Here is a 23,461-nt window from a genome sequence, read left to right as displayed (position 1 = left end):
GATGATGCCCGGGCCGGGTGGTGTGTCCGGCATCGGCCGGGTCTGGACGGGGGCGGGCATCAGCCATCCCCCGCTGCGGTTTCGATTCGGCGGAGCGCCGCGTCGGCACCCTGCATCCGATCCGTGGCGGATTTCTGCCCTATCGGAAGGGCCAGCGGCGCAACCGGCGCGAGCGAACGCGCCACCTCCGCGAGTTCGGGCGTCCGGGCCAGATTGGGCAGACGCTCCAGCAACTCGGCCACCAGCTCGGCATCCCCGGCGCGATGGGCCGCGAGCAGCAGGCGGATCGTGCCCGCCTCGCCCAGACCGGCCCCCTTTTCGCGCCACAGCGCCACGTAGGCGTCGCGCGCGGCCTCCCAATCGCCGCGCTCGAACAGGGCCGCAGCACGCAGCCTGCGGTATCCCTCGGTCGGTGCCTCCATGCGCACAGCGATCACCCCTTCGCCGTCGCCCTCGGCGCTCGACAGACGGGCCTGCAATAACGCCAGCCGGTCGCGCAGTTCGGGTGCCGAGGCGGGCGCGGTGCCCAGCGCTTGCGCCGCCGCCTCGGTCTGGCCGCCGCGCAGCAGCGCTTCGGCCTGCGCGAGGCGCAGAGCGTCGCGCCGCGCCGGCGTCACCTCTTCGAGCCCGAGATCCTCCATCAGCGCCAACTGGTCCCGCAGCGCGGCGTATTCGCGCGCGGCGGCGTCAGTAGCTCCGATCTCCAAAAGCCGTGCTGCCACCTTCTCGGCATGGGCCACGAAGCCCGGGCGGAACATCAGGTCGGGAGACAGTCGGCGATGCGCGGCGACGAATTCGGCGATCGGCAGCGCGCCGCGACCACCGCGTGCGTAGAGCCCGGCCACCAGCTCGTCGAGCCTGGCCTCGGATTGCTGCGCCGCGTCGCTGCCGGGATGGCGGCGTTGAATCTCCGTCAGCGCGGCGATCGCGGCCTCGGTTTCGCCGCGGCCATGTTCGACTTCGGCAAGGCGCTCCAGCGTCGCGACCTCCAAGGCGTCACCGCGCCAGATCCGCCAGCTCTGCCGCAGCAGTTCGGCGGCGTCCTCGGGCGCGAGCGCGCCGGTGGCACGCCCCAGATCGACCAGTGCCAGCCGCGCCCGCTGGGCCCAGGCGTCACCGCCGCCCGCCGCCATGGCATAGCTGTCGAAGGCCATCACCGGGTTGCCGCCGGCCTGGGCCGCGCGCCCCAGCAGGAACCGGTAGGCTGGAGAATTGCGCAGCTCGGCATGGGTGTCGAAACGCTGAGCCAGCCCATGCGCCGTATCCCACAACCCGCCTTCGATCGCGGCCTCGAGCAGCTCCGGCAGGATCGCGGCGGCCAGCGCCGGCGCCATCGCGTCGAGGGCGGGCCCGGCCTCGGGAAGCACGTCCGCAGCGGCGCGGATCTCGCCCTCGCGGGCGAAGGACAGGGCACGCCAAGCGGCGCGTTCGGGCCAATCGACATCCGTAGAGAGCAATGAGCGGACCGATTGCGGCGCGGGGTCGGTGCCGCCCGCCACGCCCCAGGCCGCCAGCGCGATCCTGTCGCGCCGCAACGCCCGCTCGGCGTCGAGCGTCTCGGGCAGGCCGGACAGGAACGAGAGCGCCTCGGGCGCCAGCGCCTGACCGATTTCGAGCCGGGCCAGATCGAGCAGCAAATCGGCGCGCAGCTCTGGATCCTTGGCATCGCTCAAACGCGACACCATGCGCCCCCGCGCATCCAGATAGCCCGGCTCGAGCTCGGGCGCCGGCACGGCCTGCGGACCCGTGACGGGTTCGGCCACGAGCGGCGCTTCGGCCAGAGCCGCGCTGCTGGTCATAGCCAGCCCAAGACATATGCCGAGTAATCTTGGCAAATCCGCCACGACCCCATGAATTGACAAGGACTATCCTTGATCGCTTTCCGCATTGGCGCAACAACAGTCTCAACAAAGCCGGCCAAGCGTCGGGAATCGTGGGAAACGGGAGACAGGGCAGTATGGACAACGGCACCTATGTTTCGCTGTCCCTTGCCACGGCGATGCGCAACGCGCTCGACGTGACGGCCAACAATATCGCCAACGCCAATACCGCCGGCTTCAAGGGCGAGCGGGTGGTGTTCGACAGCTACATGCTGCGCGAGACCGGCACCGAGGACGGGCGCGAGACCGATTTCCTCATCGACCAGGGCTCCTTCATGGACCCGGCGCAGGGCGCGATGAGCCGCACCGGCAACCCGCTCGACCTGGCGCTGCAGGGGGACGGCTGGTTCGCCTACGAGATCGATGGCGGCACCGCCTATGGCCGCGACGGCCGCTTCGCGCTCTCGCCTGACGGCAATCTGGTGACGCTGAACGGCGCGCGCGTGCTCGATCCCGGCGGCGCGCCGATCGCCCTGCCCCCGGATATCGGCGGCGAGGTGACGATTTCGCAAGACGGCACGATCTCGACGCTGGCCGGCGGCGTGATCGGCCGGGTCGGCCTGTTCGACCTGCCCGACGCGCAGGGCTACGAGCGGATCGGCGCGGGGATGTTCGTGCCGCCCGAGGGCGCCGCCGACACCGCCCGCCCGGCCAGCGACGCCACCCGCGTCGTGCAGGGCGCAATCGAGGCCAGCAACGTCCAGCCCGTGGTCGAGATGACCCGGCTGATGGCGATCCAGCAGGCCTATGAGCGCGCGCTCAAGCTGGTGAGCAGCGAGGACGACCTGACGCGCGACATGCTGCGCCGCATCGGCGACACCAGCGCCTGACCCCTTTTCACGGACCCGATACAGGAGCCCGACGATGAAAGCCCTCGGAATCGCCGCCACCGGCATGCTGGCGCAGCAGACCAATGTGGACGTCATCTCCAATAACATCGCCAACGCCAACACCACCGGCTTCAAGTCGAGCCGGGCGGCGTTTCAGGACCTGATCTACGAGACGGTGCGCCGCGAGGGCGCGCTGACCTCCGAGGCCGGCACGATGCGGCCCACCGGGATCGACATCGGCTTTGGCGTCGAGACCGCCGGGACCGTCCGGCTCAACACCCAGGGCGGGCTGATGGCCACCGAGAACCAGCTCGACATCGCGATCGACGGGCGCGGCTACTTCACCGTCAACCTGCCCGATGGCGGTCAGGCCTATACCCGCGACGGCGCCTTCCAGCTCTCCCCCGAAGGGCAGATGGTGACGATGCAGGGCTACGAGCTCGATCCCGGCATCGTCGTGCCCGAGAACACCGTGCAGGTAGAGATCGCCGAGACCGGCGTGGTGATGGCCTATGTCGGCGCGGATCCGATCCCGGTGGAACTCGGACGGATCACCATGGCGACCTTCACTAACGAGGCGGGGATGCGCCAGCTCGGCTCCAACCTGCTCGAAGCTACCACCGCCTCGGGCGACGCGGTGCCCGCCAACCCGGGCGATCCGGGCGTCGGCATCCTGCGTCAGGGCTATCTCGAGAATTCGAACGTCAACATCATCCAGCAGATCACCGACCTGATCTCGGCGCAGCGGGCCTACGAGATGAACTCCAAGTCGCTCGAGACCGCCGACCAGATGATGACCGCTGCCAACCAGATCAAGTGATGCGCGCGCTGGCTCTCCTCTTCACGCTCGCGGCCTCCGCCGCCTCGGCCGCGCCGCTACCGGTGCTGGTCGAGGAGCGCGCGCGCGACCATCTCGGCCCCTCGGTGCCCGAGCGGGCGGAGTTCGAGATCGGTTTCGCCGGCAACCCGCCATCCGAGGCGGCGCTGATCGCCGAATTCTGGATGGACCCGACCACCGGCCGCTTCGTGGCCAACGCCGTGGGCGACACCGGCGAGCTGCACCGCGTCAGCGGTCTGGCCTCGGTGATGGTGCCGCTACCGGTGCCGAACCGGCGGCTGATGCCCGGCGACATCGTCTCCGCGAGTGACCTGACCGAGCTGCGGCTGCCGCAGGCTCGGCTCGGCCCCTACGCGGTGATCGATCCCGAGGCGGTGATCGGCATGCAGGTGCGCCGAATGCTGCCCGAGGGCCGCCCGGTGATGGTACAGTCGGTGATGCAGCCCCTGGTGATCGAGCGCGGCGACGAGGTCGCGATCAGCTTCACCGACGGCGCGCTGCGGCTCAAGGCACCCGGTCGGGCCCTGTCGGACGCGCATCGCGGCCAAGAAGTCCGCATCGTCAACACGTCCAGCAACACCACCCTCACCGGCATCGCCGCCGCCGAGGGCCTCGTGGAGATCACCCGTTGAATTCGACCCTGCCGCGCGCCCTGCCCCATCTGCTGCTCGCCAGCGCGCTCCTCGCCGGTTGCGGCGGCGTGCGCAACAGCTTCGACCGCGACCCGCAGACCACGCCGATCGCCGTCAACCCGGTCACCGTGCCCGAGGCGGCGCAGGTCTCGGTGCCGATGCCGCCGCCGGCGCCGCCGCGCGTCTACCAGCGCGCCGAGGCCGCCTCGCTATGGGAGCGCGGCGGCTCGGGCGGATTCTTCGCCGACCAGCGCGCCAGCCAAGTGGGCGACATCCTCACCGTCGACATCGAGATCGACGACCGCGCGCAGCTGCGCAACGCCGGCCAGCGGTCGCGCGACGGCCAGAGCACGGTCGCCTTCCCCACCCTCTTCGGCTACGGCACCCAGATCGACAAGATCCTGCCGGGCGTCGGCCCCGAGGACCTGCCGTCGGGCGACATCGTCGATATCGGCTCCTCCACGGATGTCTCCGGTTCGGGCTCGATCACCCGCAACGAATCGATCGAGCTGAAGGTCGCGGCGCTGGTGGTGCAGGAGCTGCCCAACGGCAACCTCGTCATCGCCGGGCGCCAGGAGGTCAAGGTGAACCAGGAACTGCGGGAACTGCGGGTCGCGGGGATCATTCGACCCGAGGATATCCAGATGAACAACACCATCCCCTACGAGAAGATCGCCGAAGCCCGCATCACCTATGGCGGCCGCGGCCAGATCTCGCGCACCCAGGAGCGCGGCTATGGCGAGGATGCGATGGACATCATCTTGCCCTACTGAGGAGAAACCCCCGCCACGATGCGGGGTGATACGGGGACCATACGCCTCTAACGCGATGGTCCGATGAAAAGCATGATCATGATGGCAGCCGTGCCGCTGGCCGCCCTTGCGGGTGGCTATGCCGCGGGGCTGTTCCTTGTCCCCTCCGAAACGGTGGTCGCCGCCGCGGAGCCCGAAATCCTCAGCGACGCGCTCCCCGGGGTGGCGGACGACTCCTCGGCGATTCCGCCCGCGCCCCAAAACCCTCAGGCCGATGCGCATGCCGCAGCCGAAGGGGCGGACGCCGAGGTGCCTGCCTCGACCGCGCCGCTTTTGAAGATCGGCCGGCTGACCGTGCCGGTGCTCAAGCCGCGCAGCATCACCTATGTGGTGGCCGACATCGCACTGGCGATGCCCGAGGAGAGCCTCGTCGACGAGGTCGAGGGCAGCCCGGAGACGATGATGCGGATGCGCGACGCCGTGCTGGCCTCGCTCACCGAGGCGGCGAGCACGCCCGCCATGGCCGGGCCGGCGATCGATACCGCCGCGCTCTCGGAGCGGGTTCTGGCCGATCTCGTGGCGATCGGCATGCCGGTCAGCGAGGTGCTGTTTCCCAACCTGTTCAAACAGGACGTGGCACGCCAGGACGTGCCGCAGCGGCGGGCCGATGCCGGCACCGCCACCGACGCGCCGGTCACGCACTAGGCGCACCGCCGCCCCGGATCACTCGATGCTGATCACGCTGTCGGGGGACACCTCGGCACCGGTGTCGAGCGCGAGCATCGGCCAGCCGTCGCGGAAGGCCAGGCGTTCGACCTGACCGGAGGCAAAAGTGACGTGCGACACCGCCTCGTCATCGGCATCGGTCGCCGCGATCTCGACCCGGAAGCTGCCATCCGGCACCGGAAGCCCGTCGGGATCGCGGCCGTCCCAGACCACCTGATGGCGGGCGTCGGAGGTGACCGGCAGATCGTCGATCTTTCGCACCAGCGTGCCGTCGCTGGTCAGGATCCGCGCCGAGACGCGGCTCGCACCCTCTGACAGGCTGTAGGAGAAGGTGGCCTTGCCGTCGCGCAGCGAAAGCTGGTCACTGGGGACGAGAACCTCGCGCCCCAGCAGCATCACGTCGGAGCGGCTCCCGGCCTCGCTGAGGCGGGTCTCGATCTTGGACAGCGTCTCGTTGGTGGTGATCGATTGCTCCACCTGGGTGAGCTGAGCGAGCTGCGACACGAAGGCGGTCGAATCCATCGGCTCCAGAGGGTCCTGGTTCGAGACTTGGGCGATCAGCAGCTTGAGGAAGCTCTGGTAATCCGCGTCGAGCTTGTTGCGCGAGGTCTCGGCGGCGCTCGTCTGCGCGGTTTGCGCCAAGGCGGCGCTGGTCGGGGACAGCGTGGTCATGACGGGCTCCGGTCGGGTCAGGTGATGATGTCGAGGCGGTCGGGCGAGAGGGACGGCATGACGGCGTCCGGCAGGGCGGCTTCGGCCGTCTCCGCGCCGTCCGCGCCTTGGCTCGGCGCCCGGCGTCCCTTGTCGCCGTCATCGTCGCGGTCGTCGCCCCGGGCGAAGGATTCGAAGCTCAGCTGACCGTCGTCCAGACCGCCCGCATCGCCCAGCAGCGCCGCGATCCCGTCGCGGTCACCGCGCAGCGCCTGCAGCACGGCCTGGTTCTCGGCACGGATCACGACACGCATCTGGCCGTTCTCATGCGCCAGGTCGATCTCGATCTCGCCGAGACCACCGGGGGTGAGCGTTATCCTCGTATGCCCCTCGACAACGCCGGCCTCGCGGATCTGCGCGGTCAGCGCCCGTGAGAAGCCGCTGGGCGGCGGTGGCGGCGCGGCCGGGGTCGGCGCGCGCAACGGCGCCGCGGCCTCGGCCTGGCGCGCCTGCTGCGGCAGTTCGAGCCCACCGGGCCGCGCGTTTTCGGGTAGATCGCCGCCGGGCTGCGTTGCGTCGATCCGGCCGGCATCAAGCGCCTCGGCCAGCATCGCCGCAAAGCCCTGCGGTCGGGCCGCCTGGGCGTTCTGCGCGAGGGGTTCCGTGGCAGCGACTTCAGCTGCAGGCACGGCACGACCGGCGGATGCCGCACCGAGCAGCAAACCGGGTTCGGGCTTCGCGGCGTTCGCGGTGCCACCAGCATCGGTGCGGATCACCGGCATGTCTCGTCCGGCGCTGAGCTGGGACACGGTAGCGCTTCTGGCCTGCGGCCGGAGCGGCAGCGTGAACCCCTGCAGGGCAGTATCCGGGGCGAGGCCCCCTTCGAACTCGGTGCCCGCCGTACCGGTGAGCAATGTCGCGAGCTGTGGCAGCTGCGGCATCACCCCGTCCAGCGCCGCAAGCAACTCCTCCCCCGACCGCCCACTCGTGGCGGCGAGCCCCTCGATCATGGCCCCGATCATCTCGCCGGGCGTCGCCGCCACCCCATCGGGACCGACAAGGGCATCGAGGCGGGCAACCAGATCGCCGCCCTGTGCCGCGTCAAACCCGGCTGCCAGATCACGCAACGCCGCGCCGAGCCCCGCTTGCGCGGAGACGGCGCCCTGCCCGGTCAGATTGACGGTTGCCGCGTCGAACCCGGCAGCGACACCGTTGAGAGCCGCGCCAGGCTGCATTTGCTGCTGGACACCACCCTCTCCGGTCAGGCCAGTGGCTGCCGCCTCCGACACGGCGGCGGCGATGCCTTCCAGCAGATCGGTGGCCGCATCCTTGGCCGGCGCGGCTTTCGGCGCCGCCCGGGGCGCGCTTTCGCCGCGCTTCGCTGCCAGCAGCGCACCGAACCCGCTTGCGTCGCCATCGCCGCCGGTCCCACGACGCGCCGCGCCCCCGGCGCTGGTGGCACCGGGGGCGATCTGGCTGGTCGTCATGGTGATCGGCATGGTCATGCTCGAAGCCTCAGTGTCGGGCCGCCGCGTCGACCGATTCCGGCCGCAACCGTTGCGCCACCCGCGCGCCGATCGCGCGCAGCCAGTCGTCATGTCCCCGCACCCGGCCCTCGAAGTCGATCAGCGCCGCGTCCGCCAGCGTGACCGAAGGTGCGGTGAAGCTCGCATCCATGGCGGCAAGGTAGTCGCGCAGCCTGGGGTTGCCGAGGAAGATCGAGCCGCCCAGCAGCCGTGCGGCGTCGGAGCCGGGTACCGAGGCCCCGATCCAGTAATCCGCCAGAACCTCGGCCAGTCCGGCCCGGAAGGGCGCCGCGATCAGACCCACGCGGTGCATCGTCTCGCTATGTGCGAGCGCATCGTAGCTCAGCGCCAGAAGGTAGAGCGCATCGGTTTCGTGCTCGACCGGAAAGGCGCCGCGCTGCACGGCATCGATCAGCAACTCACCCGCCAGGCGGCCTGCGAGTCGCGACCGCGCCGCTTCGCCCGCGCCGGGGCGCAGTGCGGCGCGATCGAGGATCACCACCAGCGCGCCATAGGGTGCCACGTGCTCGAGCTCTTCCTCGATCACGTCCCCCAACGCCAGCGCGGGCATCAGCTCGGTCTGTTCGGGCAGGACCTGCCCGCCCGTCCGGTCACCGCGCTGAAGTTCGACGCGCCGCATCGGCATGATCCGGTCGAGAATACGGCCGAAGCCGGTCGCCGCGTCGGTGTCGCCCGCGCAGGCGACATCGCCGCGCCAGATGGCTTCGAGAAGGTCACTGCTCTGCATCGATCCGCCCTGTTTTACCGGGTCTGTTCGTCTTAGTGCCGGACGCCGCTTTGCGGTTCATCCTGCCCTGTCCGCCCCGCCGCGGGCCTGTCCGCGGCATCAGTTCGGGGCAGGTTCAGGCTATGCACGAATTGGGGCCGAAATGGGGCAGCCTCGGCCCGATTGCGGCAAGCTTGGCGCAGCCGTGGCCGGATTGCATCACGCCGCTATGCGGCGACGGCAGCATTCAGCGGGGCGCCTGACCGGCCTCCAATGCGGGCTCGGGATATTCGAGCAGCAGCCCGATCCGCCTGTTTTGCGGCGCTTCGGGGCGTTCGGGATAGAGCGGCATGGTGTCGGCCATGCCGCTGACACGGCTGATCCGCTCGGCGGGAAGACCGGCGTCGATCAGCGCCCGGCGCGTCGCATTCGCGCGGTCCGAGGACAGCTCCCAGTTGCCATAGCCGGCCTGTTGCGCAAAGGGCAGCGAATCCGTGTGCCCGGAGATCGCCACAACCTGGGGCATGTCTCGGATCGTCTCGCCGACGATCTCGATCAGCGCCTGGGTCTGCGGCACGATCCGGGCAGAGCCGGTCGCGAACATCGGACGCTCCTCCTCGTCGAGGATCTGCATCAGCAGGCCTTCGGGCGTGCGGTCGAGCCGCAAGTTGTCGCCGAGATCGGCCAGGTTGGGATTCGCCGCGATCCGGGCCGCGATCTCTTCTTCGATGGCGTCGAGCTGTGCGGCGCGCGCATCGGCGCGTTCCTGCAGCCGCGCCGCGGCTTCGGCCATGCGCCGGGCCTCGATCTCCTCGGCGCTGGGCGGCGCCGCGTCGGCGGGAAGGTACTCGACCACCACCTCGGGCTCGGCATCGCGCAGTCGGCTGTCGAACACCTCGAGCGGGCTGTTCGCGCCGAAATCCGGCAGGTCGGGTGCGGGCTCCTGCGCACCATCGGAGGCGATCTGCTCGCCGGCCAGCTCGACCACCTGCCCGCTCAGCATCCCCTCGGCGCCGCCGCCGCGCATCGCCGACATGGTCGGCGTGAAATATTCGGCCAGCCCCTCGAGGGTCTCCTCCTCGCTCGCGGCGAGGATCCACAGCAGCAGGAAGAACGCCATCATCGCGGTCATGAAGTCGGCATAGGCCACCTTCCAGCCGCCGCCGTGATGGTCGTGATGACCATCGTCTTCGATCTTCTTGATGATGATGGTCTGACCGGCGGGCATAGGCGCGTCTCTCCTGTCACCGGCCCGCCTGGGCCGGTCCATGTCGAGCGGCGCCGGTTTGGCGCCGCGTCAGCGTCGGGGGTGGTCGTCTATCAGTCGACCGTTTCGTCGCCTTGCCGCGCGGCCTCGCGGCTGTAGCGTCCGAAGCCGACCTTGCGGGCGTAATTCGCCTTGCGCTCGGAATAGCTCGGCGCAACCAGCGGCATGTCTTCGGGCAGGCCGAAGGCTGCGCGGTACTCGGCTTCGGTCATGCCATGCTCCGCGCCCAGATGCCGCTTGAGCATCTTGAAGCCCTTGCCGCAGCACAGGCAGAAAACCTTGTCTTGTGTAACGGCACGCGACAGCGGCAGCGCCGGGGTCAGCCCGCCCGGAACGGCAGCGTGGGCCTCGGTTACCGCATCGCCTTCAACGGCGATGCCGAGCTCGCGGCTCAGCTTTGCAACCAGCGCCACGATGTCGTCGGAGGTGACGTCGGGCCGCGATGCGTATGAAGCGACGATCGTGCTCAGAAGCTCGGTCTTGGAATTCGATTTGGTCATGTCTGCCCTCTCATCCAGGGAGTGCGCGCCACCCGGCGTCGCCTGCCGTCCCCGAAGGGCCGGGCCGCCGGCTGGCGGCAAGTCGAATTCTTCGACGTTCGAGATTTATCCTTGCACAAGCTTCATGCATAATCAACGACTGATTGCGGTTACTGTGCATAGCTGCTGCGCTTTCGTATATAGTTCGGCGCAGCCATCGGGTATTCCGGCGGCAAGCCCCAGCGGGCCCTGTATTCCTCCGGGGTCAGGTGCAACGTCTCGCGCAGATGGCGACGCAGCAGCACCAGCTTGCGACCGGTTTCGAGGCAGATGATGTAATCCGGCGTCACGCTCGTCTCGATCGGCACGGCCGGCGATCGCGGCGGGCCCTTCGAGCCGGGTGCGGGGCTCATCTGGCCACCTCCCCGGCATTGGTCAGGGCCGCCAGGCCGGACCGCGCCGGTTGCAGCGGCGCCGCGCTGTGCTCGGTCGTGGTGCCCGGGTTCCAGCCCACCAGCAGCGAGCCGCCCACGGCCAGCATGCCCGCGACCAGCAGCGCGGCGCGCAGCGGGCGGCCCAGACGCCAGCCCTCCTGCACCTCGACCATCGGTGCCTCAGCCGGGGCCTCGGGCGCCGGCAGTTGCGGCCGTACGAAAACGCCGCGCGCGGTGATCGAAACCTGCGCGTGATGGGTCTGGCGCCGGAACCGCGCCGCCCAGGCCTCGGGAAACTGGGCCTGCGGCATGTCGATCACCAGGGGCAGCCCCGGCTCCCAACCCGCCAGCGCGCCGCGCGGCAGCACGAAGCAGCCGAAATCCTCGCTATGCCCGACGTTCTCCACCGTGACCGGCAGCTCGGCCGCACCGGGTGCGAGCGCCTCGGGCTCCAGCGTCAGGCGCACCCGCGCCCCCTGCCCGTGCAGATGCGCTGTCACCAACGCGCATTCGCGGCGGGCCGGGTCGTCGGCAGCCTCGAAGCCTTCCGGAAAAAGCCGCGGCTCGGCCGGGGCGGCGTTGCGACGGGCGACGCGCCGCTCGCTCACCTGCGGCAGGTCGCTTTCGATCTCATCGGCGAAGCGGCGCGCGTCGCGGCCGATCACCGTTTCCGGGTCGAGCCCTTCCTCGCGCGCAAAGCGGTAGTTGATCGCGTAATCCTGCGCGCTCTCGCTCAATCCATCGGCCGAAGCGGCCAGCGCCAGCAGCTGCTGCTCCTCGGAGAAGCGCACGCGCCGCGTCGCATAGCCTTCGACCTCAGGCACCACGGCCAGCGTGTCCACCGCCTCGCCCAAGCCTTCGCGCAGCGTTTCAAGCACGCGCGCCGCCTCGTCGCGATGATGGACCACCAGCTCGCAGCGCCCCGACCCGTCGAGCCGCACCATCAGCTGCATGCCGGCCGGCCAATCCCGCATCACGCCCCGTAGGGCGTCCTCTTCGAGGAAATAGGCGAGTGTCTCGACGCTGCTCATTTCAAACACCACTGACGCAATCTTGGGAACTATCCTTGTTTATGCTTGAAATGGTGTCAATTATCCTTATCCGGTTTAAGCGGAAACACGCGATGCTGTGTCGCGAAAGCAAGGTTTTCGGAGCGCTGCGATGACCCTAATCCTCGGACTTGCCATGGTTTTCGGACTTGTCTTCGGGGGATTCATGCTCTCCGGCGGCAACATGGACATCGTGCTGCACGCCCTTCCCTTCGAAGGCATGATGATCGGTGGCGCGGCGCTGGGCGCCTTCGTGATCGCCAATTCGATGACCGTTACCAAGAGCGCCCTCAAGGGCATCGGCAAGGTGATGAAGGGGCCGAAATGGAAGGCCTCCGACTACGAGGCGCTGCTGAACCTGATGTATGAGCTGGCACGGCTCTACAAGCAGAAGGGCATCCTCGCGCTCGACGAGCATATCGAGACTCCCAAGGACAGCTCGATCTTCCAGCGCTACCCGACGATCCTCAAGGATCACTTCGCCACCGAACTCATCACCGACAGCTTCCGGATGCTGGCGATGCAGTTCGACGACAAGTACCAGACCGAGGACGTCATCAACCGCAAGATCAAGAAGCACCACCACGAGGCGCTCGGCGCCGCCGGTGCGATCCAGACCATGGCAGACGGCTTGCCGGCGATCGGCATCGTCGCGGCCGTGCTCGGCGTGATCAAGACGATGTCCTCGATCGACCAGCCGCCCGAGGTGCTTGGCAAGATGATCGGCGGCGCGCTTGTCGGGACCTTCCTCGGCGTGTTCCTCGCCTATTGCATGGTCCAGCCGATCTCGGGCCGTCTCAAGCAGATCGAGGATGAGGACGGCGCCTTCTACATGATCATCCGCGATATCTTCGTCGCCATGGTCGCCAACCATCCGCCGAACATCTGCGTCGAGATCGGCCGCGGCAACATCCCCACCTCCAAGCAGCCCGACTTCTACCGCGTCGAGGCCGCGCAGAAGGAGCTTCCGGCGGCATGATCCGGCTGGTCCTGCTCGCGCTCTCGATGGCTCACCCCGCGATCGCCGTCGCGGCGGAAGAGCCCGCGAAGGAAGAAAAGGCCGAGCCGGCGGCGGAGATCGTCGGACCCTATCAGCTGCTGCCGCCCGAGCAGATCAACGCCTTTCCCCCGGAGATCCTGACCCGTATGCGCGAGGCGCTGGTGGCGCTCGAAGAGGCACGCGATGGCGGCTAGGCGCGACCGGGCCCTCCGGTTGATCGAGCGGCTGCACCGGGTCGGGATCGAGGCTCGCGCGGTGGAGCTCGCCGGGATCAACGCGCGGATGGAGGAGCTTCGTCGCCAGAGCGAAGAGACCGCAGCCGCACTTGCGCGCGACGGCCGCATCACCAGCATCGAGACCGCGCCCTATGTCGGCGCCTATATCCGCGACGCACGGGCGCAGATCGGCGCGCTCGACCGCGCGGCCGAGGCGCTGCGGCCCCAGGCCGAGGCGCTGGAGGAGGCGATGCGCGAGGGTTTCCGCGAGATGAAGACCGTCGCCACCGTGGCGGCCCGCGCCAAGCTGCGCGCCGCGCAGGACCGGGCCGCGCGCGAAGCCGCAGAGCGCGACGAGATGGTGCTCCTGCGCTGGGGGCGGGACGACTGAACCCTACGGCTCCTGTTGAGCCTGCCGCGGCGCATGTCTATATGCCCCTCGCGCCACCCGCACGTGGCCCGACACGCGAGGGAGCCCCGAGATGTTGCGTACCCCCTACTACCTGATCGACAAGCAGGCGCTGCTGCCCAACCTCGAGAAGATCGCCCGCCTGCGCGAGTTGTCGGGGGCCAAGTCGCTGCTGGCGCTGAAATGTTTCGCCTCGTGGTCGGTCTTCGACCTGATGAGCGAATACATGGACGGCACCACCTCTTCGTCGCCTTTCGAGGTGAAGCTCGGACGTACGCATTTCCCGGGCGAGACCCATGCCTATTCGGTGGCCTGGGACGAGGCCGATATCCCGGACGTGCTCGCCAATTCCGACAAGATCATCTTCAACACGATCGGCCAGCTGGAGCGGTTCGGCGCGGCGGCCCGCGATCACGTGCGCGGCCTGCGGGTGAACCCCGGCATCAGCTCGTCCTCCTTCGACATCGCAGATCCTGCCCGCCCCTTCTCACGGCTGGGCGAGCACGATCCCGCCCGGATCGAGACGGTCTGCGACCAGGTTTCGGGCTTCATGTTCCACAACAACTGCGAGAACGCCGATTTCGACCGTTTCGACGGGATGCTCGGCCATATCGAGGAGCGCTTCGGCCATCTCATCGGCCGCATGGAGTGGATCAGCCTCGGCGGCGGCATTCATTTCACCGGGGCGGGCTACCCGCTGGAAAAGCTGGCCGAGCGGCTCAAGCGCTTCTCCGAAACCCATGGCGTTCAGGTCTATCTGGAGCCCGGCGAGGCGGCGATCACCAATTCCACCACGCTGGAGCTGACGGTGCTCGACACGCTCGACAACGGCAAGAACCTCGCCATCGTCGACAGCTCGATCGAGGCGCATATGCTCGATCTGCTGATCTATCGCGAGAGCGCGAAGGTCGCGCCGAACACCGGCGCGCATGAGTGGATGGTCTGCGGCAACTCCTGCCTGGCGGGCGATATCTTCGGTGAATTCCGCTTCGAGGAGCCGCTGAAGCCCGGCGACCGCGTGTCGATCCGCGACGCCGCCGGCTACACGATGGTCAAGAAGAACTGGTTCAATGGCGTGCGCATGCCCGCCATCGCGGTGCGCGAACTCGACGGCACGGTTAGGACTGTGCGCGAATTCGGCTATGGTGACTTCGAAGCCGCCCTGTCCTGAGGCGGCGCAACACGAAAGGAGGCTCGAGGGTCTTGAAGAAGAACGTCCTCATCATCGGCGCCGGTGGCGTCGCCCAGGTCGTGGCGCATAAATGCGCGCAGAACGCCGACCTGCTCGGAGACATCCACATCGCCTCGCGCACGCAGGCGAAATGCGAGGCGATCCTCGCCAGCGTCCGTGAGAAGGGGAGCCACAAGACCGACGGCGCCCTCGCGGCCCATGCCGTGGACGCGACGGACAGCAAGGCGGTCGCCGCACTGATCGAGAAAACCGGCGCCCAGATCGTCATCAACGTCGCCTCGGCCTTCGTGAACATGCACGTGCTCGAGGCCTGCATCGAGACCGGCGTCGCCTATATCGACACCGCGATCCACGAAGAGCCCGAGAAGATCTGCGAGACGCCGCCCTGGTACGCCAACTACGAGTGGAAGCGTAAGGAACGCTGCGCCGAGAAAGGCGTGACCGCGATCCTCGGCGCTGGCTTCGATCCGGGCGTGGTCAACGCCTATGCGCGGCTGGCGATCGACGAATACATGGACGAGGTGAAGTCCATCGACATCGTCGACATCAACGCGGGCAGCCACGGCAAGTACTTCGCCACGAACTTCGACCCGGAGATCAACTTCCGCGAATTCACCGGCACGGTGTATTCCTGGCAGGAAGGCGAATGGAAATCGAACGAGATGTTCGAGGTCGGCCGTGATTGGGATCTGCCCGTCGTTGGCACGCAGCGCGCCTACATGTCTGGCCATGACGAGGTGCACTCGCTGGCGACCAACTATCCGCATGCCGACGTACGGTTCTGGATGGGCTTCGGCGAGCACTACATCAACGTCTTCACCGTGCTGAAGAACATCGGGCTGCTGTCCGAGCAGCCGGTGAAGCTGGCCGAGGGACAGGAAGTCGTGCCGCTCAAGGTGGTGAAGGCCTGCCTGCCCGATCCGTCGAGCCTGGCGCCCGACTACACCGGCAAGACCTGCATCGGTGATCTGGTGAAAGGCACCAAGAACGGCGAGGAGGTCGAGGTCTTCGTCTACAACGTGGCCGACCACAAGGAAGCCTACGAGGAAGTGGGCAGCCAGGGCATCTCCTACACCGCGGGCGTGCCGCCCGTCGCCGCGGCGATGCTGATCGCCACCGGCGAATGGGACGCGCGCGAGATGCGCAACGTCGAGGAGATGGACCCCAAGCCGTTCCTCAAGGTGCTGGGCGAGATCGGCCTCGGCACTTGGGTGCGCAAGGACGGCACAGACGCGAAGCTCTACTGAGAGAGCGCGGGCGGCCTAGCGCCGCCCGCCCGCCAGTTGCGCCGCCTCCGGCAGGCGGCGCAGCACCAGCATCGCGCCTGTGCCCAGCACCGGTCCCGGCACGAGCACGAGGAAGGCCCAGCGCCAGCCTCCCATCGCCTCCGCCACCCATGGCATGATCTGGATCGCCAGCACCGTCAGCGCGAAGCCGATGCCGAGTTGCAGCGTGACCGAGGTGCCCACCAGATGCGGCTTGGCCAGCTCCGTGACGGCGGCCGAGAACTGTGCGCTGTCGGCGACCACCGTGATCCCCCAGACCAGCGCGACCAATGCCAGAAACCAGCCCGGCCCGTCGAAGGCGAAGCCGATGGCGAGCGCGGAGGCGCCCGACAGTCCCATCATCCATGCCGTCGTGGCGCAGCGCCCGATCCGGTCCGACAGGGTCCCGGCGAGCACGCAACCCAGCGCTCCTGACGCCACCACGAAGAAGGTGAGCATCGACGCAGAACCCATTGGGAATGGTATGATTTCCGCCTCTGCCGCCGTGGCGAATGCAAGGAACCACGCCCACATGGCGTAGAGCTCCCACATATGGCCGAAATAGCCCAAGTTGGCGAGCATCACGCCCCGCTCGCGCAGCACCGCGAGGCTCTGTCTTGGGTCGAAGGTGGCCCGGCCGAAGCCGTGCGGCCCTTCGGCGAGGCCCAGCCCGAAGATGGCAGCGGCAAGCCCGGTGGCCAGTGTCGTGCCGAGCACCACCGCACGCCAGTCGAGCCCCTCGGTCAGCGCGCGCAGCAGATGCGGCATCGACGAGCCGAGCGTCAGCGCGCCGATCAGAAAGCCGAGGGCCAGCCCGCGCCCGCGCGTGAACCACGTCGCCATCAGCTTGATCGCGGGCGGATAGACCCCGGCCAGCGCGGCGCCGGTAAGCGCGCGTGCCGCGATTGCGATCCCCGCCCCCGGCTCGAACAGCAGCACCGCGTTGGCGAGCGCCGCGACCATCGCCGATACCATCATCAGCCGTGGCAGCGCCACGATGTCGGGCAGGTTGACGAAGCTCGCGGCGACCGCACCCACGACGAAGCCGAGCTGCACCGCGTTGGTCAGCCATGCCTGCGCCGCGGGACCGAGATCCCAGTCGCGCACCAGGTCGGGCAGGATCGCCGTGGCCGAGAACCAGCTCGTCATCGCGCAGACCACTCCGGCGCAGATCAGCGACAGGGCCTGCCAGCGCCCGGGCGCACCGATGTCGCTCATGCGACGGCTACCGGAAACAGCGGGATCGCGGCTGAACGGAAAGAAATGACCACTATCGTTCGTTTACCTCTTGCTGCGCCGCGTAACATCAACCGTCCCTCGTGACCGTTCGGGCGACCTTCGCCCGGCCCCCGCCCGCTGTCGAGAGCGGCTGGACCCCGCAGCGGGTTTTGGGCATTCCGCCTTCAACCCATGCGAAGACAGGAGGGCCTCATGGCCAAGATGATCCATTCGATGATCCGCGTGCGCGACGAAGCCCGCTCGCTCGCCTTCTACGAGCTGTTCGGGCTGGAGGTCGCCGAGCGCCTCGATTTCGAGAGCTTCTCGCTGATCTACCTGAGCAATCCCGAAAGCGGCTTCGAGCTGGAGCTGACGGTGAACAAGGGCGACAAGACCTACGATCTGGGCAATGGCTACGGCCATCTGGCCTTTCTCGAGGATGATCTCGAAACGCTGCATGGCCGCCTCGCTGAGGCCGGTCACCAGCCGCGCGAGATCAAGGATTTCGCCCCTGACGGCGACGTGGTGGCGCGGTTCTTCTTCGTCGCCGACCCCGATGGCTACGAGATCGAGGTGCTCGCGCGCAAGGGCCGCTTCGCCAACCAGTGATCCCAGTCGGGGCGGCCAAGCGCCGCCCCCTTGCCCCTGATTACCCGAGGTCAGAAAGAAAAGCCCCGCCGCGCTACTAGACGACCGGTCTAGTGGTGCCTAGCTGGGGATCATGACCGACACGCGACAGCACATCCTTGCCACCGGACGCGCCCTCGTGGCGCGGCGCGGCTACACCGGCGTCGGGCTTTCTGAGCTGCTGACGCAGGCCGGCGTGCCCAAGGGCAGCTTCTATCATTTCTTCAGATCCAAGGAGGCCTTCGGCTGCGCCCTGCTCGACAGCTTCGTCGAGGGCTATGCCGACGACCTGGCCCGAACGCTCGGCGCGCCTAACCTCCCCGCTCGCGACCGGCTGCTGACCTATTTCCAGGGCTGGCGTGCGCGCCAGTCGGGCGAGGCCTACGAGGCGCGCTGCCTCGTGGTGAAGCTCTCGGCCGAAGTGGCCGAGCTGTCGCCGGGCATGCGCGAGGTGCTCGATCGCGGCGTCTCGGCGATCGTCGCCCGGTTGGCGGCGGTCATCCGCGAGGGGGCCGAAGACGGCTCCCTGCCCGCCCATTCCGATCCGCAGGCGATCGCCACCACGCTCTACCAGATCTGGCTCGGTGCGAGCCTAATGGGTGGGCTGTCGCGCGACACCGCCCCCTATGACAGCGCCCTGACCGCGACGGCCGCGCTCATCGATCAACAAGGACCGACTTCATGACCCAATCCCCCGACACCAATCGCCGCTGGGTTCTCGCCGAGCGCCCCAAGGGCGAGCCCGACGAGAACACGCTGCGGCTCGAGACCGTGCCGGTGCTTGAGCCCAAGGAGGGCGAGGTGCTGCTGGCGACCGAGTTCCTGTCGCTGGATCCCTACATGCGCGGGCGGATGAGCGATGCGCCCTCCTATGCCGCCCCCGTTGAGATCGGCCAGCCGATGGTCGGCGGTACGGTGGCGCGGGTGGTGCAATCCAACAACCCGAACTTCGCCGAGGGCGATCGGGTAGTGAGCTTCTCCGGTTGGCAGGACTATGCCGTCTCGGATGGCACCGGGCTCAACAAGCTGCCCGCGAATATGCCCAACCCGTCCTGGGCGCTGGGCGTGCTGGGCATGCCGGGCTTCACCGCATGGGCGGGCCTGCGCGAGATCGCCAAGCCGAAGGCGGGTGAGACGCTGGTGGTCGGCGGCGCGACCGGCCCGGTGGGCGCCACCGTGGGCCAGATCGCCAAGCTGCAGGGCCTGCGCACCGTGGGCGTTGCGGGCGGCCCCGACAAATGCCGCCACGCGGTGGAGACCTTGGGCTTCGACGCCTGCGTCGATTACAAGGCCGAAAGCTTTGCCGAGGACCTCGCGCGCGAGACGCGGAACGGCATCGACATCTACTGGGAAAATGTCGGCGGCGCCGTGCTCGACGCGGTCCTGCCGCAGCTCAATGCCAATGCCCGCGTTCCGGTCTGTGGCCTGATCTCGCAGTACAACGCCACTTCGCTGCCCGACGGGCCGGACCGGATGAACTGGCTCATGGGTCAGATCCTGCGCAAGCGGATCACCCTGCGCGGCTTCATCATCTTCGACGATTTCGGCCATCTCTACCCCGAATTCGCCAATGAAATGGGCCAGTGGGTCGCGGAGGGAAAGATCGCCTACCGCGAAGAGATGATCGACGGGCTGGAACAGGCGCCTTCGGCCTTCGTTGGCCTGCTGCGCGGCGAGGCCTTCGGCAAACGCGTGATCCGCGTCGCCTGAACGGCTCCGCACCTGGTATTCAAGGAAAGACCATATGACCAAGATTCTGATGATTCTCACCTCGCATGACCGCCTCGGCGACACCGGCGAGAAGACCGGCTTCTGGCTCGAGGAATTCGCCGCCCCCTATTACGTCTTCAAGGATGCGGGCGCCGAGGTCACGCTGGCCTCTCCGCAAGGTGGAAAGCCGCCGCTCGACCCCAAGAGCGACGAGGAGGATTTCCAGACCGACGCCACCCGCCGCTTCAAGGAAGACAAGGAAGCCCAGGAGCTCCTGGCCAACACCGAGCGCCTTGACGAGATCTATCCGACCCAGTACGACGCAGTGTTCTACCCCGGCGGCCATGGCCCGATGTGGGATCTCGCCGAGAATGCCGACAGCCGTCGCATCATCGAGGCCTTCGTCAATGGCGGCCGCCCGCTCGGCGCTGTCTGTCACGCGCCGGCGGTGTTCCGTCATACCCAGACCGAGGATGGCAAGCCGCTGGTCGAGGGCCGCAAGGTGACCGGCTTCACCAATGGCGAGGAAGAGGGCGTCGGGCTCACGGACGTGGTTCCCTTCCTGCTCGAGGACATGCTCAAGGAGAAGGGCGCCGATTACTCCAAGGGTGAGGACTGGGCCCCCTACGTGCTGGTCGACGGCAAGCTCGTCACCGGCCAGAACCCCGCCTCGTCCGAGGAAGCGGCCAAGAAGCTCCTCGAGCTGATCGAGGACTGATCCTAGCCTTGGCAGGCTGCATGGGCCCGTCCGCCGCGCGCGGGCGGGCCCATTTTACGTTACGTGGTGCGCCTTGCCATGCGCGCGCCATGGCGTAGAAGGGCGCCGACCCCCAACGGAGCCCGACCGATGCCCCAGCACCCCACCCGCCGTGCCGTCGCCCTTGCCGCTGTGCTGCTTGCTGCCATGCCGGCGATGGCGCAGGACAGGCCGACGCTCTATTTTTCGGCCATCCCCGATGATGACGAGACCAAGCTCGAGGCCCGCTTCGGCAAGGTCGCCGACCACCTCGAGGAGCGGCTCGGCGTGCCGGTGCAATACGTCCCGGTGAAGGACTACGCAGCCTCGGTCACCGCATTTCGCAACGACCAGATCCAGCTCGCCTGGTTCGGCGGCCTGTCGGGCGTGCAGGCGCGTCGCCTCGTGCCCGGCAGCCAGGCGATCGCCCAGGGCGTCGAGGATCAGAGCTTCGTCACCTATTTCATCGCCCATGAGTCGACCGGCATCACCGAGCCCGAAGGCGACGCCTTCCCGGAGGGCATCGAGGGTCTGAGCTTCACCTTCGGCTCGCAGGGTTCGACCTCCGGGCGGCTGATGCCCGAATACCACCTGCGCCGGCTGTTCGAAGAGGCGCCGGAAGAGATCTTCTCGGATGTCGGCTTCTCGGGCGATCACGGCCAGACCCTGCGGCTCGTGGCTTCGGGCGCCTATGATCTCGGCGCGCTGAACTACAGCGTCTTCGACGCGGCCGTGGCCGAAGGCGCGCCCGAGGTCGAGACCGCCCGGGTGATCTGGCGCACGCCGCCCTACCCCGATTACAACTGGACCATCCGTGGCGACGTGGACGAGCGCTGGGGCGAGGGCTTTACCAAGCGCGTGCAGCGGGCGCTGATCGAGCTCGAGGATCCGCAGATCCTCGAAAGCTTCCCGCGCACCGCCTTCATCGAGGCCGAGAACGACCTCTATCTGCCGATCGAACGCATCGCCAAACAGCTCGACCTGATCGACTGATGGGAACGGCGCCGCTCCTGCGCTTCGACCAAGAGACGCTCTCCTGGGACGGCACCGCCGTGCTCGAAGGGTTGTCCTTCTCGGTCGCGCGCGGCGAGCGGCTGGTGCTTCTGGGGCGCAGCGGCTCGGGCAAGAGCACGCTGCTCAACGCGATCCGCCTCAAGCTCGAAGGGGCCCGTCCGGCACCCCGCCTTGCGCTGGTGCCGCAGGACCCCGGGCTGGTGCCGCAGCTTTCGGTGTTCCACAACGCCTGGATGGGGCTGCTCGACGATCACTCATCGGCCTACGGCCTGCGGGTGCTGCTGCGTCCGCCTTCGCGTGAGCGGGCGCGTGTCGCGCCTATGCTGGAAAGGGTCGGCCTCGCCGGGCTGGACCGGCGCCGCGTCGCCTCGCTCTCGGGCGGACAGAAGCAGCGCACAGCGCTGGCCCGCGCGCTGCTCAGGGGCGGCGATGCGCTGATCGCGGACGAGCCGGTCTCGGCGGTCGATCCGCGCCAGTCGGGCGATCTGCTCGACGCGCTCGCCGCACGGTTCCCGACCATGGTGCTGGCGCTGCACGACCCGGCACGGGCGCTGGCGGTGGGGACCCGGATTGTCGGGCTGCGGGCCGGCCGGATCGTGCTCGACCGGCCGACCGCCGGTCTCGACGCGGCCGAGCTGCACCGCCTCTACGAGATCTGAAATGGCACGTCCCCGCCGCCTGTCCGCCGCGCGGGTCCTCGCCGGCTTCGGTCTCGCGACCCTGGCGGCGCTGGCATTGGCCGATCTCGACCTCGCCCGCCCCGATCCATGGCTGACGCTGCAACGGATCGGCGCCGGGCTGCTCGCGCCCGAATTCGGCGATCCGGCGGCGCTGGGCTACGCGGCTGCGCTGACCGTGGCATTCGCGGTCTGCGGCGTCTTTGCCGGGGCGACGGCCGGTTTCGCGCTGAGCCTCGCCTACGGCTTCGCGCCGGTGCGCTGGCTGTGCATCCTGATCCGCTCCATCCACGAGCTGTTCTGGGCGCTCCTGCTGCTGGGCATCACGGGCCTCGGGCCGCTCACCGGGGTGCTGGCGATCGCCCTGCCCTATGCCGGGATTTTCGCCAAGGTCTTTGCCGAATACCTCGCCGAGGCCGATCCGGCGGCCACGCGCGCGCTGCCGCGCCGCACGCCGCCGCTGTCGCGGCTGCTGTGGAGCCGTCTGCCGCTGGCGCTGCCCGAGCTAGGCGCCTACACGCTCTACCGGCTGGAATGCGGGCTCAGATCCTCGGCGGTGCTGGGCTTCGTCGGGCTGCCGACGCTGGGCTACCTGCTCGAGACCGATTTCCGGCAGGCGCAATACGGTGCGGCCGCGGCCGCGATCCTCGTCTATCTCGCGCTGATCCTGCCGATCCGCTACTGGATGCGGCTACGGCTCGCCCCGTTCTGGCTCATGGCCTCGCTATGGCTGCTGGCGCGCCACCCGGCGCCGCCGATGGGCGACGGCGCGCTGCTGCGCTTTCTGCACGACGCCGTCCCCGCGCCGATCCGCGTCGGCGACTGGGCCGGGCTCGGCCCCTGGCTCTCCCGGCTCCTCGGGGATCAGGCGCTGCCCGGCATCCTGTCGACACTGGTGCTGTCGCAGCTCGCGCTGGCGTTGGCCGCGCTGATCGCAGTGACCGGCTTTCCGTTGATTGTGCGGCGCGTCACGGGGCGGGCGGGCGCGCTGCTGGGGCATCTGGCGCTGGTGCTGGCCCGCTCGATCCCCGACTACATGCTGGCCTTCGTGATCCTGCAGATCACCGGCCCCTCGATGATACCGGCGATCCTTGCGCTGGGGCTCCATAACGGCGCGATCATCGCCCATCTGATGGGGCGGCAGGGCGACGCGCTGACGCCGCGGCTGAGGTCGGACGCCCCGCGCGGTGTGCGGCTGGCGGCGTGGGAGTTGCTGCCGCGCCTGTCGGGCAACTTCTTCGCGCTGTGCCTCTATCGCTGGGAGATCATCGTGCGCGACAGCGCGATCCTCGGCCTGCTGGGCGTCGCCACGCTGGGCTTTCACATCGACGCGGCGATGCAGGAACTGCGCACGGATCGCGCCGTGCTGCTGCTCGGTGTCGTGGCCCTGCTGACGCTGGGGATCGACGCGCTGTCGGGCTGGATCAGGGGACGGATGCGGCTGTCGGCGCCGGGAATGCGCAAGGCCGAGCCGGAGACCGCCGAAGCGGCCTGAAAACGGCCCGGCGCGCTGCGCCGGGCCGTCCTGTCGTTCAGAGCTTTTCGGTGAGCTCGGGCAGCGCGGTGAACAGGTCGGCGACGAGGCCGTAATCGGCGACCTGGAAGAT

General features: G+C 68.5%; 26 protein-coding genes and 1 pseudogene. 17 read left to right on the top strand and 10 right to left on the bottom strand.

Translation table 11 applies throughout. The annotated features are described in order from the left end of the window. Positions 1–59: 59 nt before the first annotated feature. The gene (locus FHS00_RS15225; RefSeq protein ID WP_183474949.1) at positions 60–1,799 is read right to left on the bottom strand and encodes a hypothetical protein; all 1,740 of its coding nucleotides are present in this window, start codon (positions 1,797–1,799) and stop codon (positions 60–62) included. Positions 1,800–1,957: 158 nt separating this feature from the next. On the opposite strand from FHS00_RS15225, the gene flgF reads away from it, so the two are divergent. From flgF to FHS00_RS15200, 5 genes are all read left to right on the top strand, one after another. Further along, the gene (gene flgF / locus FHS00_RS15220; protein ID WP_183474948.1) at positions 1,958–2,710 is read left to right on the top strand and encodes a flagellar basal-body rod protein FlgF; all 753 of its coding nucleotides are present in this window, start codon (positions 1,958–1,960) and stop codon (positions 2,708–2,710) included. A gap of 34 nt (positions 2,711–2,744) precedes the next feature. Beyond that, on the top strand, positions 2,745–3,530 hold the full coding sequence (gene flgG, locus FHS00_RS15215) for a flagellar basal-body rod protein FlgG (RefSeq protein ID WP_183474947.1): 786 nt from the start codon (positions 2,745–2,747) through the stop codon (positions 3,528–3,530). Continuing rightward, a complete protein-coding gene (gene flgA / locus FHS00_RS15210; protein WP_183474946.1) occupies positions 3,530–4,180 on the top strand; it encodes a flagellar basal body P-ring formation chaperone FlgA in 651 nt (216 codons plus the stop codon). Before flgG ends, flgA begins: the two co-directional genes overlap by 1 nt. Continuing rightward, on the top strand, positions 4,177–4,953 hold the full coding sequence (gene flgH / locus FHS00_RS15205) for a flagellar basal body L-ring protein FlgH (RefSeq protein ID WP_183474945.1): 777 nt from the start codon (positions 4,177–4,179) through the stop codon (positions 4,951–4,953). Before flgA ends, flgH begins: the two co-directional genes overlap by 4 nt. 63 nt (positions 4,954–5,016) lie before the next feature. Further along, the gene (locus tag FHS00_RS15200) at positions 5,017–5,637 is read left to right on the top strand and encodes a hypothetical protein (RefSeq protein ID WP_183474944.1); all 621 of its coding nucleotides are present in this window, start codon (positions 5,017–5,019) and stop codon (positions 5,635–5,637) included. 18 nt (positions 5,638–5,655) lie between these two features. Here FHS00_RS15200 and FHS00_RS15195 read toward each other — a convergent pair whose 3' ends face one another. The 7 genes from FHS00_RS15195 to FHS00_RS15165 form a co-directional block, all read right to left on the bottom strand. Next, a complete protein-coding gene (locus FHS00_RS15195) occupies positions 5,656–6,330 on the bottom strand; it encodes a flagellar hook assembly protein FlgD (RefSeq protein WP_183474943.1) in 675 nt (224 codons plus the stop codon). A gap of 17 nt (positions 6,331–6,347) precedes the next feature. After that, on the bottom strand, positions 6,348–7,814 hold the full coding sequence (locus FHS00_RS15190; RefSeq protein ID WP_183474942.1) for a flagellar hook-length control protein FliK: 1,467 nt from the start codon (positions 7,812–7,814) through the stop codon (positions 6,348–6,350). Positions 7,815–7,824: 10 nt separating this feature from the next. Further along, entirely contained in the window at positions 7,825–8,583 is a 759-nt protein-coding gene (locus FHS00_RS15185) for a hypothetical protein (protein WP_183474941.1), read from the bottom strand. 226 nt (positions 8,584–8,809) lie between these two features. Then, positions 8,810–9,790, bottom strand: coding sequence for a flagellar motor protein MotB (locus tag FHS00_RS15180; RefSeq protein WP_183474940.1), 981 nt, complete (start codon positions 9,788–9,790; stop codon positions 8,810–8,812). Positions 9,791–9,882: 92 nt separating this feature from the next. Continuing rightward, the gene (locus FHS00_RS15175; protein ID WP_183474939.1) at positions 9,883–10,329 is read right to left on the bottom strand and encodes a Ros/MucR family transcriptional regulator; all 447 of its coding nucleotides are present in this window, start codon (positions 10,327–10,329) and stop codon (positions 9,883–9,885) included. A gap of 149 nt (positions 10,330–10,478) precedes the next feature. Next, positions 10,479–10,721 (bottom strand): MucR family transcriptional regulator, encoded by a 243-nt coding sequence (locus tag FHS00_RS15170; protein ID WP_183474938.1) that lies wholly within the window; start codon positions 10,719–10,721, stop codon positions 10,479–10,481. Continuing rightward, positions 10,718–11,773 carry a hypothetical protein gene (locus tag FHS00_RS15165; RefSeq protein ID WP_183474937.1) on the bottom strand — a complete coding sequence of 352 codons (1,056 nt, stop codon included), beginning with the start codon at positions 11,771–11,773 and terminating at the stop codon, positions 10,718–10,720. Before FHS00_RS15165 ends, FHS00_RS15170 begins: the two co-directional genes overlap by 4 nt. Positions 11,774–11,903: 130 nt before the next feature. Here FHS00_RS15165 and motA point away from each other — a divergent pair, with 130 nt between their 5' ends. From motA to FHS00_RS15140, 5 genes are all read left to right on the top strand, one after another. Beyond that, on the top strand, positions 11,904–12,770 hold the full coding sequence (gene motA / locus FHS00_RS15160; RefSeq protein ID WP_183474936.1) for a flagellar motor stator protein MotA: 867 nt from the start codon (positions 11,904–11,906) through the stop codon (positions 12,768–12,770). Further along, positions 12,767–12,985: a hypothetical protein gene (locus FHS00_RS15155; RefSeq protein ID WP_183474935.1), complete on the top strand. Its 219-nt coding sequence runs from the start codon at positions 12,767–12,769 to the stop codon at positions 12,983–12,985. Before motA ends, FHS00_RS15155 begins: the two co-directional genes overlap by 4 nt. Continuing rightward, entirely contained in the window at positions 12,975–13,397 is a 423-nt protein-coding gene (locus tag FHS00_RS15150; protein WP_183474934.1) for a hypothetical protein, read from the top strand. Before FHS00_RS15155 ends, FHS00_RS15150 begins: the two co-directional genes overlap by 11 nt. Positions 13,398–13,488: 91 nt before the next feature. Then, positions 13,489–14,586, top strand: coding sequence for a carboxynorspermidine decarboxylase (locus tag FHS00_RS15145; protein WP_183474933.1), 1,098 nt, complete (start codon positions 13,489–13,491; stop codon positions 14,584–14,586). 32 nt (positions 14,587–14,618) lie between these two features. Then, entirely contained in the window at positions 14,619–15,854 is a 1,236-nt protein-coding gene (locus FHS00_RS15140; protein ID WP_183474932.1) for a saccharopine dehydrogenase family protein, read from the top strand. A 15-nt stretch (positions 15,855–15,869) separates the two neighbouring features. On the opposite strand, the gene FHS00_RS15135 is transcribed toward FHS00_RS15140, so the two are convergent. Then, entirely contained in the window at positions 15,870–17,090 is a 1,221-nt protein-coding gene (locus tag FHS00_RS15135; RefSeq protein WP_183474931.1) for an MFS transporter, read from the bottom strand. A 213-nt stretch (positions 17,091–17,303) separates the two neighbouring features. Here FHS00_RS15135 and FHS00_RS15130 point away from each other — a divergent pair, with 213 nt between their 5' ends. The 7 genes from FHS00_RS15130 to FHS00_RS15100 all read left to right on the top strand — a co-directional run bounded on the left by FHS00_RS15130 (position 17,304) and on the right by FHS00_RS15100 (position 23,349). Further along, positions 17,304–17,699, top strand: a complete 396-nt coding sequence (locus FHS00_RS15130; protein WP_183474930.1) for a VOC family protein — start codon at positions 17,304–17,306, stop codon at positions 17,697–17,699. Between the two features lie 112 nt (positions 17,700–17,811). Beyond that, positions 17,812–18,402: a TetR/AcrR family transcriptional regulator gene (locus FHS00_RS15125; RefSeq protein WP_183474929.1), complete on the top strand. Its 591-nt coding sequence runs from the start codon at positions 17,812–17,814 to the stop codon at positions 18,400–18,402. Further along, the gene (locus tag FHS00_RS15120; RefSeq protein ID WP_183474928.1) at positions 18,399–19,427 is read left to right on the top strand and encodes an NADP-dependent oxidoreductase; all 1,029 of its coding nucleotides are present in this window, start codon (positions 18,399–18,401) and stop codon (positions 19,425–19,427) included. Before FHS00_RS15125 ends, FHS00_RS15120 begins: the two co-directional genes overlap by 4 nt. 34 nt (positions 19,428–19,461) lie before the next feature. Continuing rightward, the gene (locus FHS00_RS15115; RefSeq protein ID WP_183474927.1) at positions 19,462–20,145 is read left to right on the top strand and encodes a type 1 glutamine amidotransferase domain-containing protein; all 684 of its coding nucleotides are present in this window, start codon (positions 19,462–19,464) and stop codon (positions 20,143–20,145) included. 129 nt (positions 20,146–20,274) lie between these two features. Further along, positions 20,275–21,156: a putative selenate ABC transporter substrate-binding protein gene (locus FHS00_RS15110; RefSeq protein WP_183474926.1), complete on the top strand. Its 882-nt coding sequence runs from the start codon at positions 20,275–20,277 to the stop codon at positions 21,154–21,156. Beyond that, on the top strand, positions 21,156–21,836 hold the full coding sequence (locus FHS00_RS15105; RefSeq protein WP_183474925.1) for an ATP-binding cassette domain-containing protein: 681 nt from the start codon (positions 21,156–21,158) through the stop codon (positions 21,834–21,836). Before FHS00_RS15110 ends, FHS00_RS15105 begins: the two co-directional genes overlap by 1 nt. A 1-nt stretch (position 21,837) precedes the next feature. Beyond that, positions 21,838–23,349 (top strand): PhnE/PtxC family ABC transporter permease, encoded by a 1,512-nt coding sequence (locus FHS00_RS15100; protein WP_183474924.1) that lies wholly within the window; start codon positions 21,838–21,840, stop codon positions 23,347–23,349. A gap of 37 nt (positions 23,350–23,386) precedes the next feature. Here FHS00_RS15100 and FHS00_RS17770 read toward each other — a convergent pair. Next, a pseudogene (locus tag FHS00_RS17770) lies at positions 23,387–23,461 on the bottom strand (electron transfer flavoprotein subunit alpha); the annotation flags it as partial.

The sequence above is a fragment of the Limimaricola variabilis genome (assembly GCF_014195545.1).
Taxonomy (GTDB): domain Bacteria; phylum Pseudomonadota; class Alphaproteobacteria; order Rhodobacterales; family Rhodobacteraceae; genus Limimaricola; species Limimaricola variabilis.
Note: the sequence above shows the minus strand (reverse complement) of the source record. Positions and strands in the feature narration are given on the sequence as shown.

Bases quoted from the DNA above. Each gene is read 5' to 3' on its own strand.
- FHS00_RS15150 (WP_183474934.1), top strand. From the start codon at position 12,975: ATGGCGGCTAGGCGCGACCGGGCCCTCCGGTTGATCGAGCGGCTGCAC.
- FHS00_RS15175 (WP_183474939.1), bottom strand. From the start codon at position 10,329: ATGACCAAATCGAATTCCAAGACCGAGCTTCTGAGCACGATCGTCGCT.
- FHS00_RS15195 (WP_183474943.1), bottom strand. From the start codon at position 6,330: ATGACCACGCTGTCCCCGACCAGCGCCGCCTTGGCGCAAACCGCGCAG.
- FHS00_RS15100 (WP_183474924.1), top strand. From the start codon at position 21,838: ATGGCACGTCCCCGCCGCCTGTCCGCCGCGCGGGTCCTCGCCGGCTTC.
- FHS00_RS15190 (WP_183474942.1), bottom strand. From the start codon at position 7,814: ATGACCATGCCGATCACCATGACGACCAGCCAGATCGCCCCCGGTGCC.
- motA (WP_183474936.1), top strand. From the start codon at position 11,904: ATGACCCTAATCCTCGGACTTGCCATGGTTTTCGGACTTGTCTTCGGG.
- FHS00_RS15185 (WP_183474941.1), bottom strand. From the start codon at position 8,583: ATGCAGAGCAGTGACCTTCTCGAAGCCATCTGGCGCGGCGATGTCGCC.
- FHS00_RS15125 (WP_183474929.1), top strand. From the start codon at position 17,812: ATGACCGACACGCGACAGCACATCCTTGCCACCGGACGCGCCCTCGTG.
- FHS00_RS15155 (WP_183474935.1), top strand. From the start codon at position 12,767: ATGATCCGGCTGGTCCTGCTCGCGCTCTCGATGGCTCACCCCGCGATC.
- flgA (WP_183474946.1), top strand. From the start codon at position 3,530: ATGCGCGCGCTGGCTCTCCTCTTCACGCTCGCGGCCTCCGCCGCCTCG.
- FHS00_RS15145 (WP_183474933.1), top strand. From the start codon at position 13,489: ATGTTGCGTACCCCCTACTACCTGATCGACAAGCAGGCGCTGCTGCCC.
- FHS00_RS15170 (WP_183474938.1), bottom strand. From the start codon at position 10,721: ATGAGCCCCGCACCCGGCTCGAAGGGCCCGCCGCGATCGCCGGCCGTG.
- FHS00_RS15200 (WP_183474944.1), top strand. From the start codon at position 5,017: ATGAAAAGCATGATCATGATGGCAGCCGTGCCGCTGGCCGCCCTTGCG.
- FHS00_RS15165 (WP_183474937.1), bottom strand. From the start codon at position 11,773: ATGAGCAGCGTCGAGACACTCGCCTATTTCCTCGAAGAGGACGCCCTA.
- FHS00_RS15115 (WP_183474927.1), top strand. From the start codon at position 19,462: ATGACCAAGATTCTGATGATTCTCACCTCGCATGACCGCCTCGGCGAC.
- FHS00_RS15135 (WP_183474931.1), bottom strand. From the start codon at position 17,090: ATGAGCGACATCGGTGCGCCCGGGCGCTGGCAGGCCCTGTCGCTGATC.
- FHS00_RS15105 (WP_183474925.1), top strand. From the start codon at position 21,156: ATGGGAACGGCGCCGCTCCTGCGCTTCGACCAAGAGACGCTCTCCTGG.
- FHS00_RS15180 (WP_183474940.1), bottom strand. From the start codon at position 9,790: ATGCCCGCCGGTCAGACCATCATCATCAAGAAGATCGAAGACGATGGT.
- FHS00_RS15120 (WP_183474928.1), top strand. From the start codon at position 18,399: ATGACCCAATCCCCCGACACCAATCGCCGCTGGGTTCTCGCCGAGCGC.
- flgG (WP_183474947.1), top strand. From the start codon at position 2,745: ATGAAAGCCCTCGGAATCGCCGCCACCGGCATGCTGGCGCAGCAGACC.
- FHS00_RS15225 (WP_183474949.1), bottom strand. From the start codon at position 1,799: ATGACCAGCAGCGCGGCTCTGGCCGAAGCGCCGCTCGTGGCCGAACCC.
- FHS00_RS15110 (WP_183474926.1), top strand. From the start codon at position 20,275: ATGCCCCAGCACCCCACCCGCCGTGCCGTCGCCCTTGCCGCTGTGCTG.
- flgF (WP_183474948.1), top strand. From the start codon at position 1,958: ATGGACAACGGCACCTATGTTTCGCTGTCCCTTGCCACGGCGATGCGC.
- FHS00_RS15130 (WP_183474930.1), top strand. From the start codon at position 17,304: ATGGCCAAGATGATCCATTCGATGATCCGCGTGCGCGACGAAGCCCGC.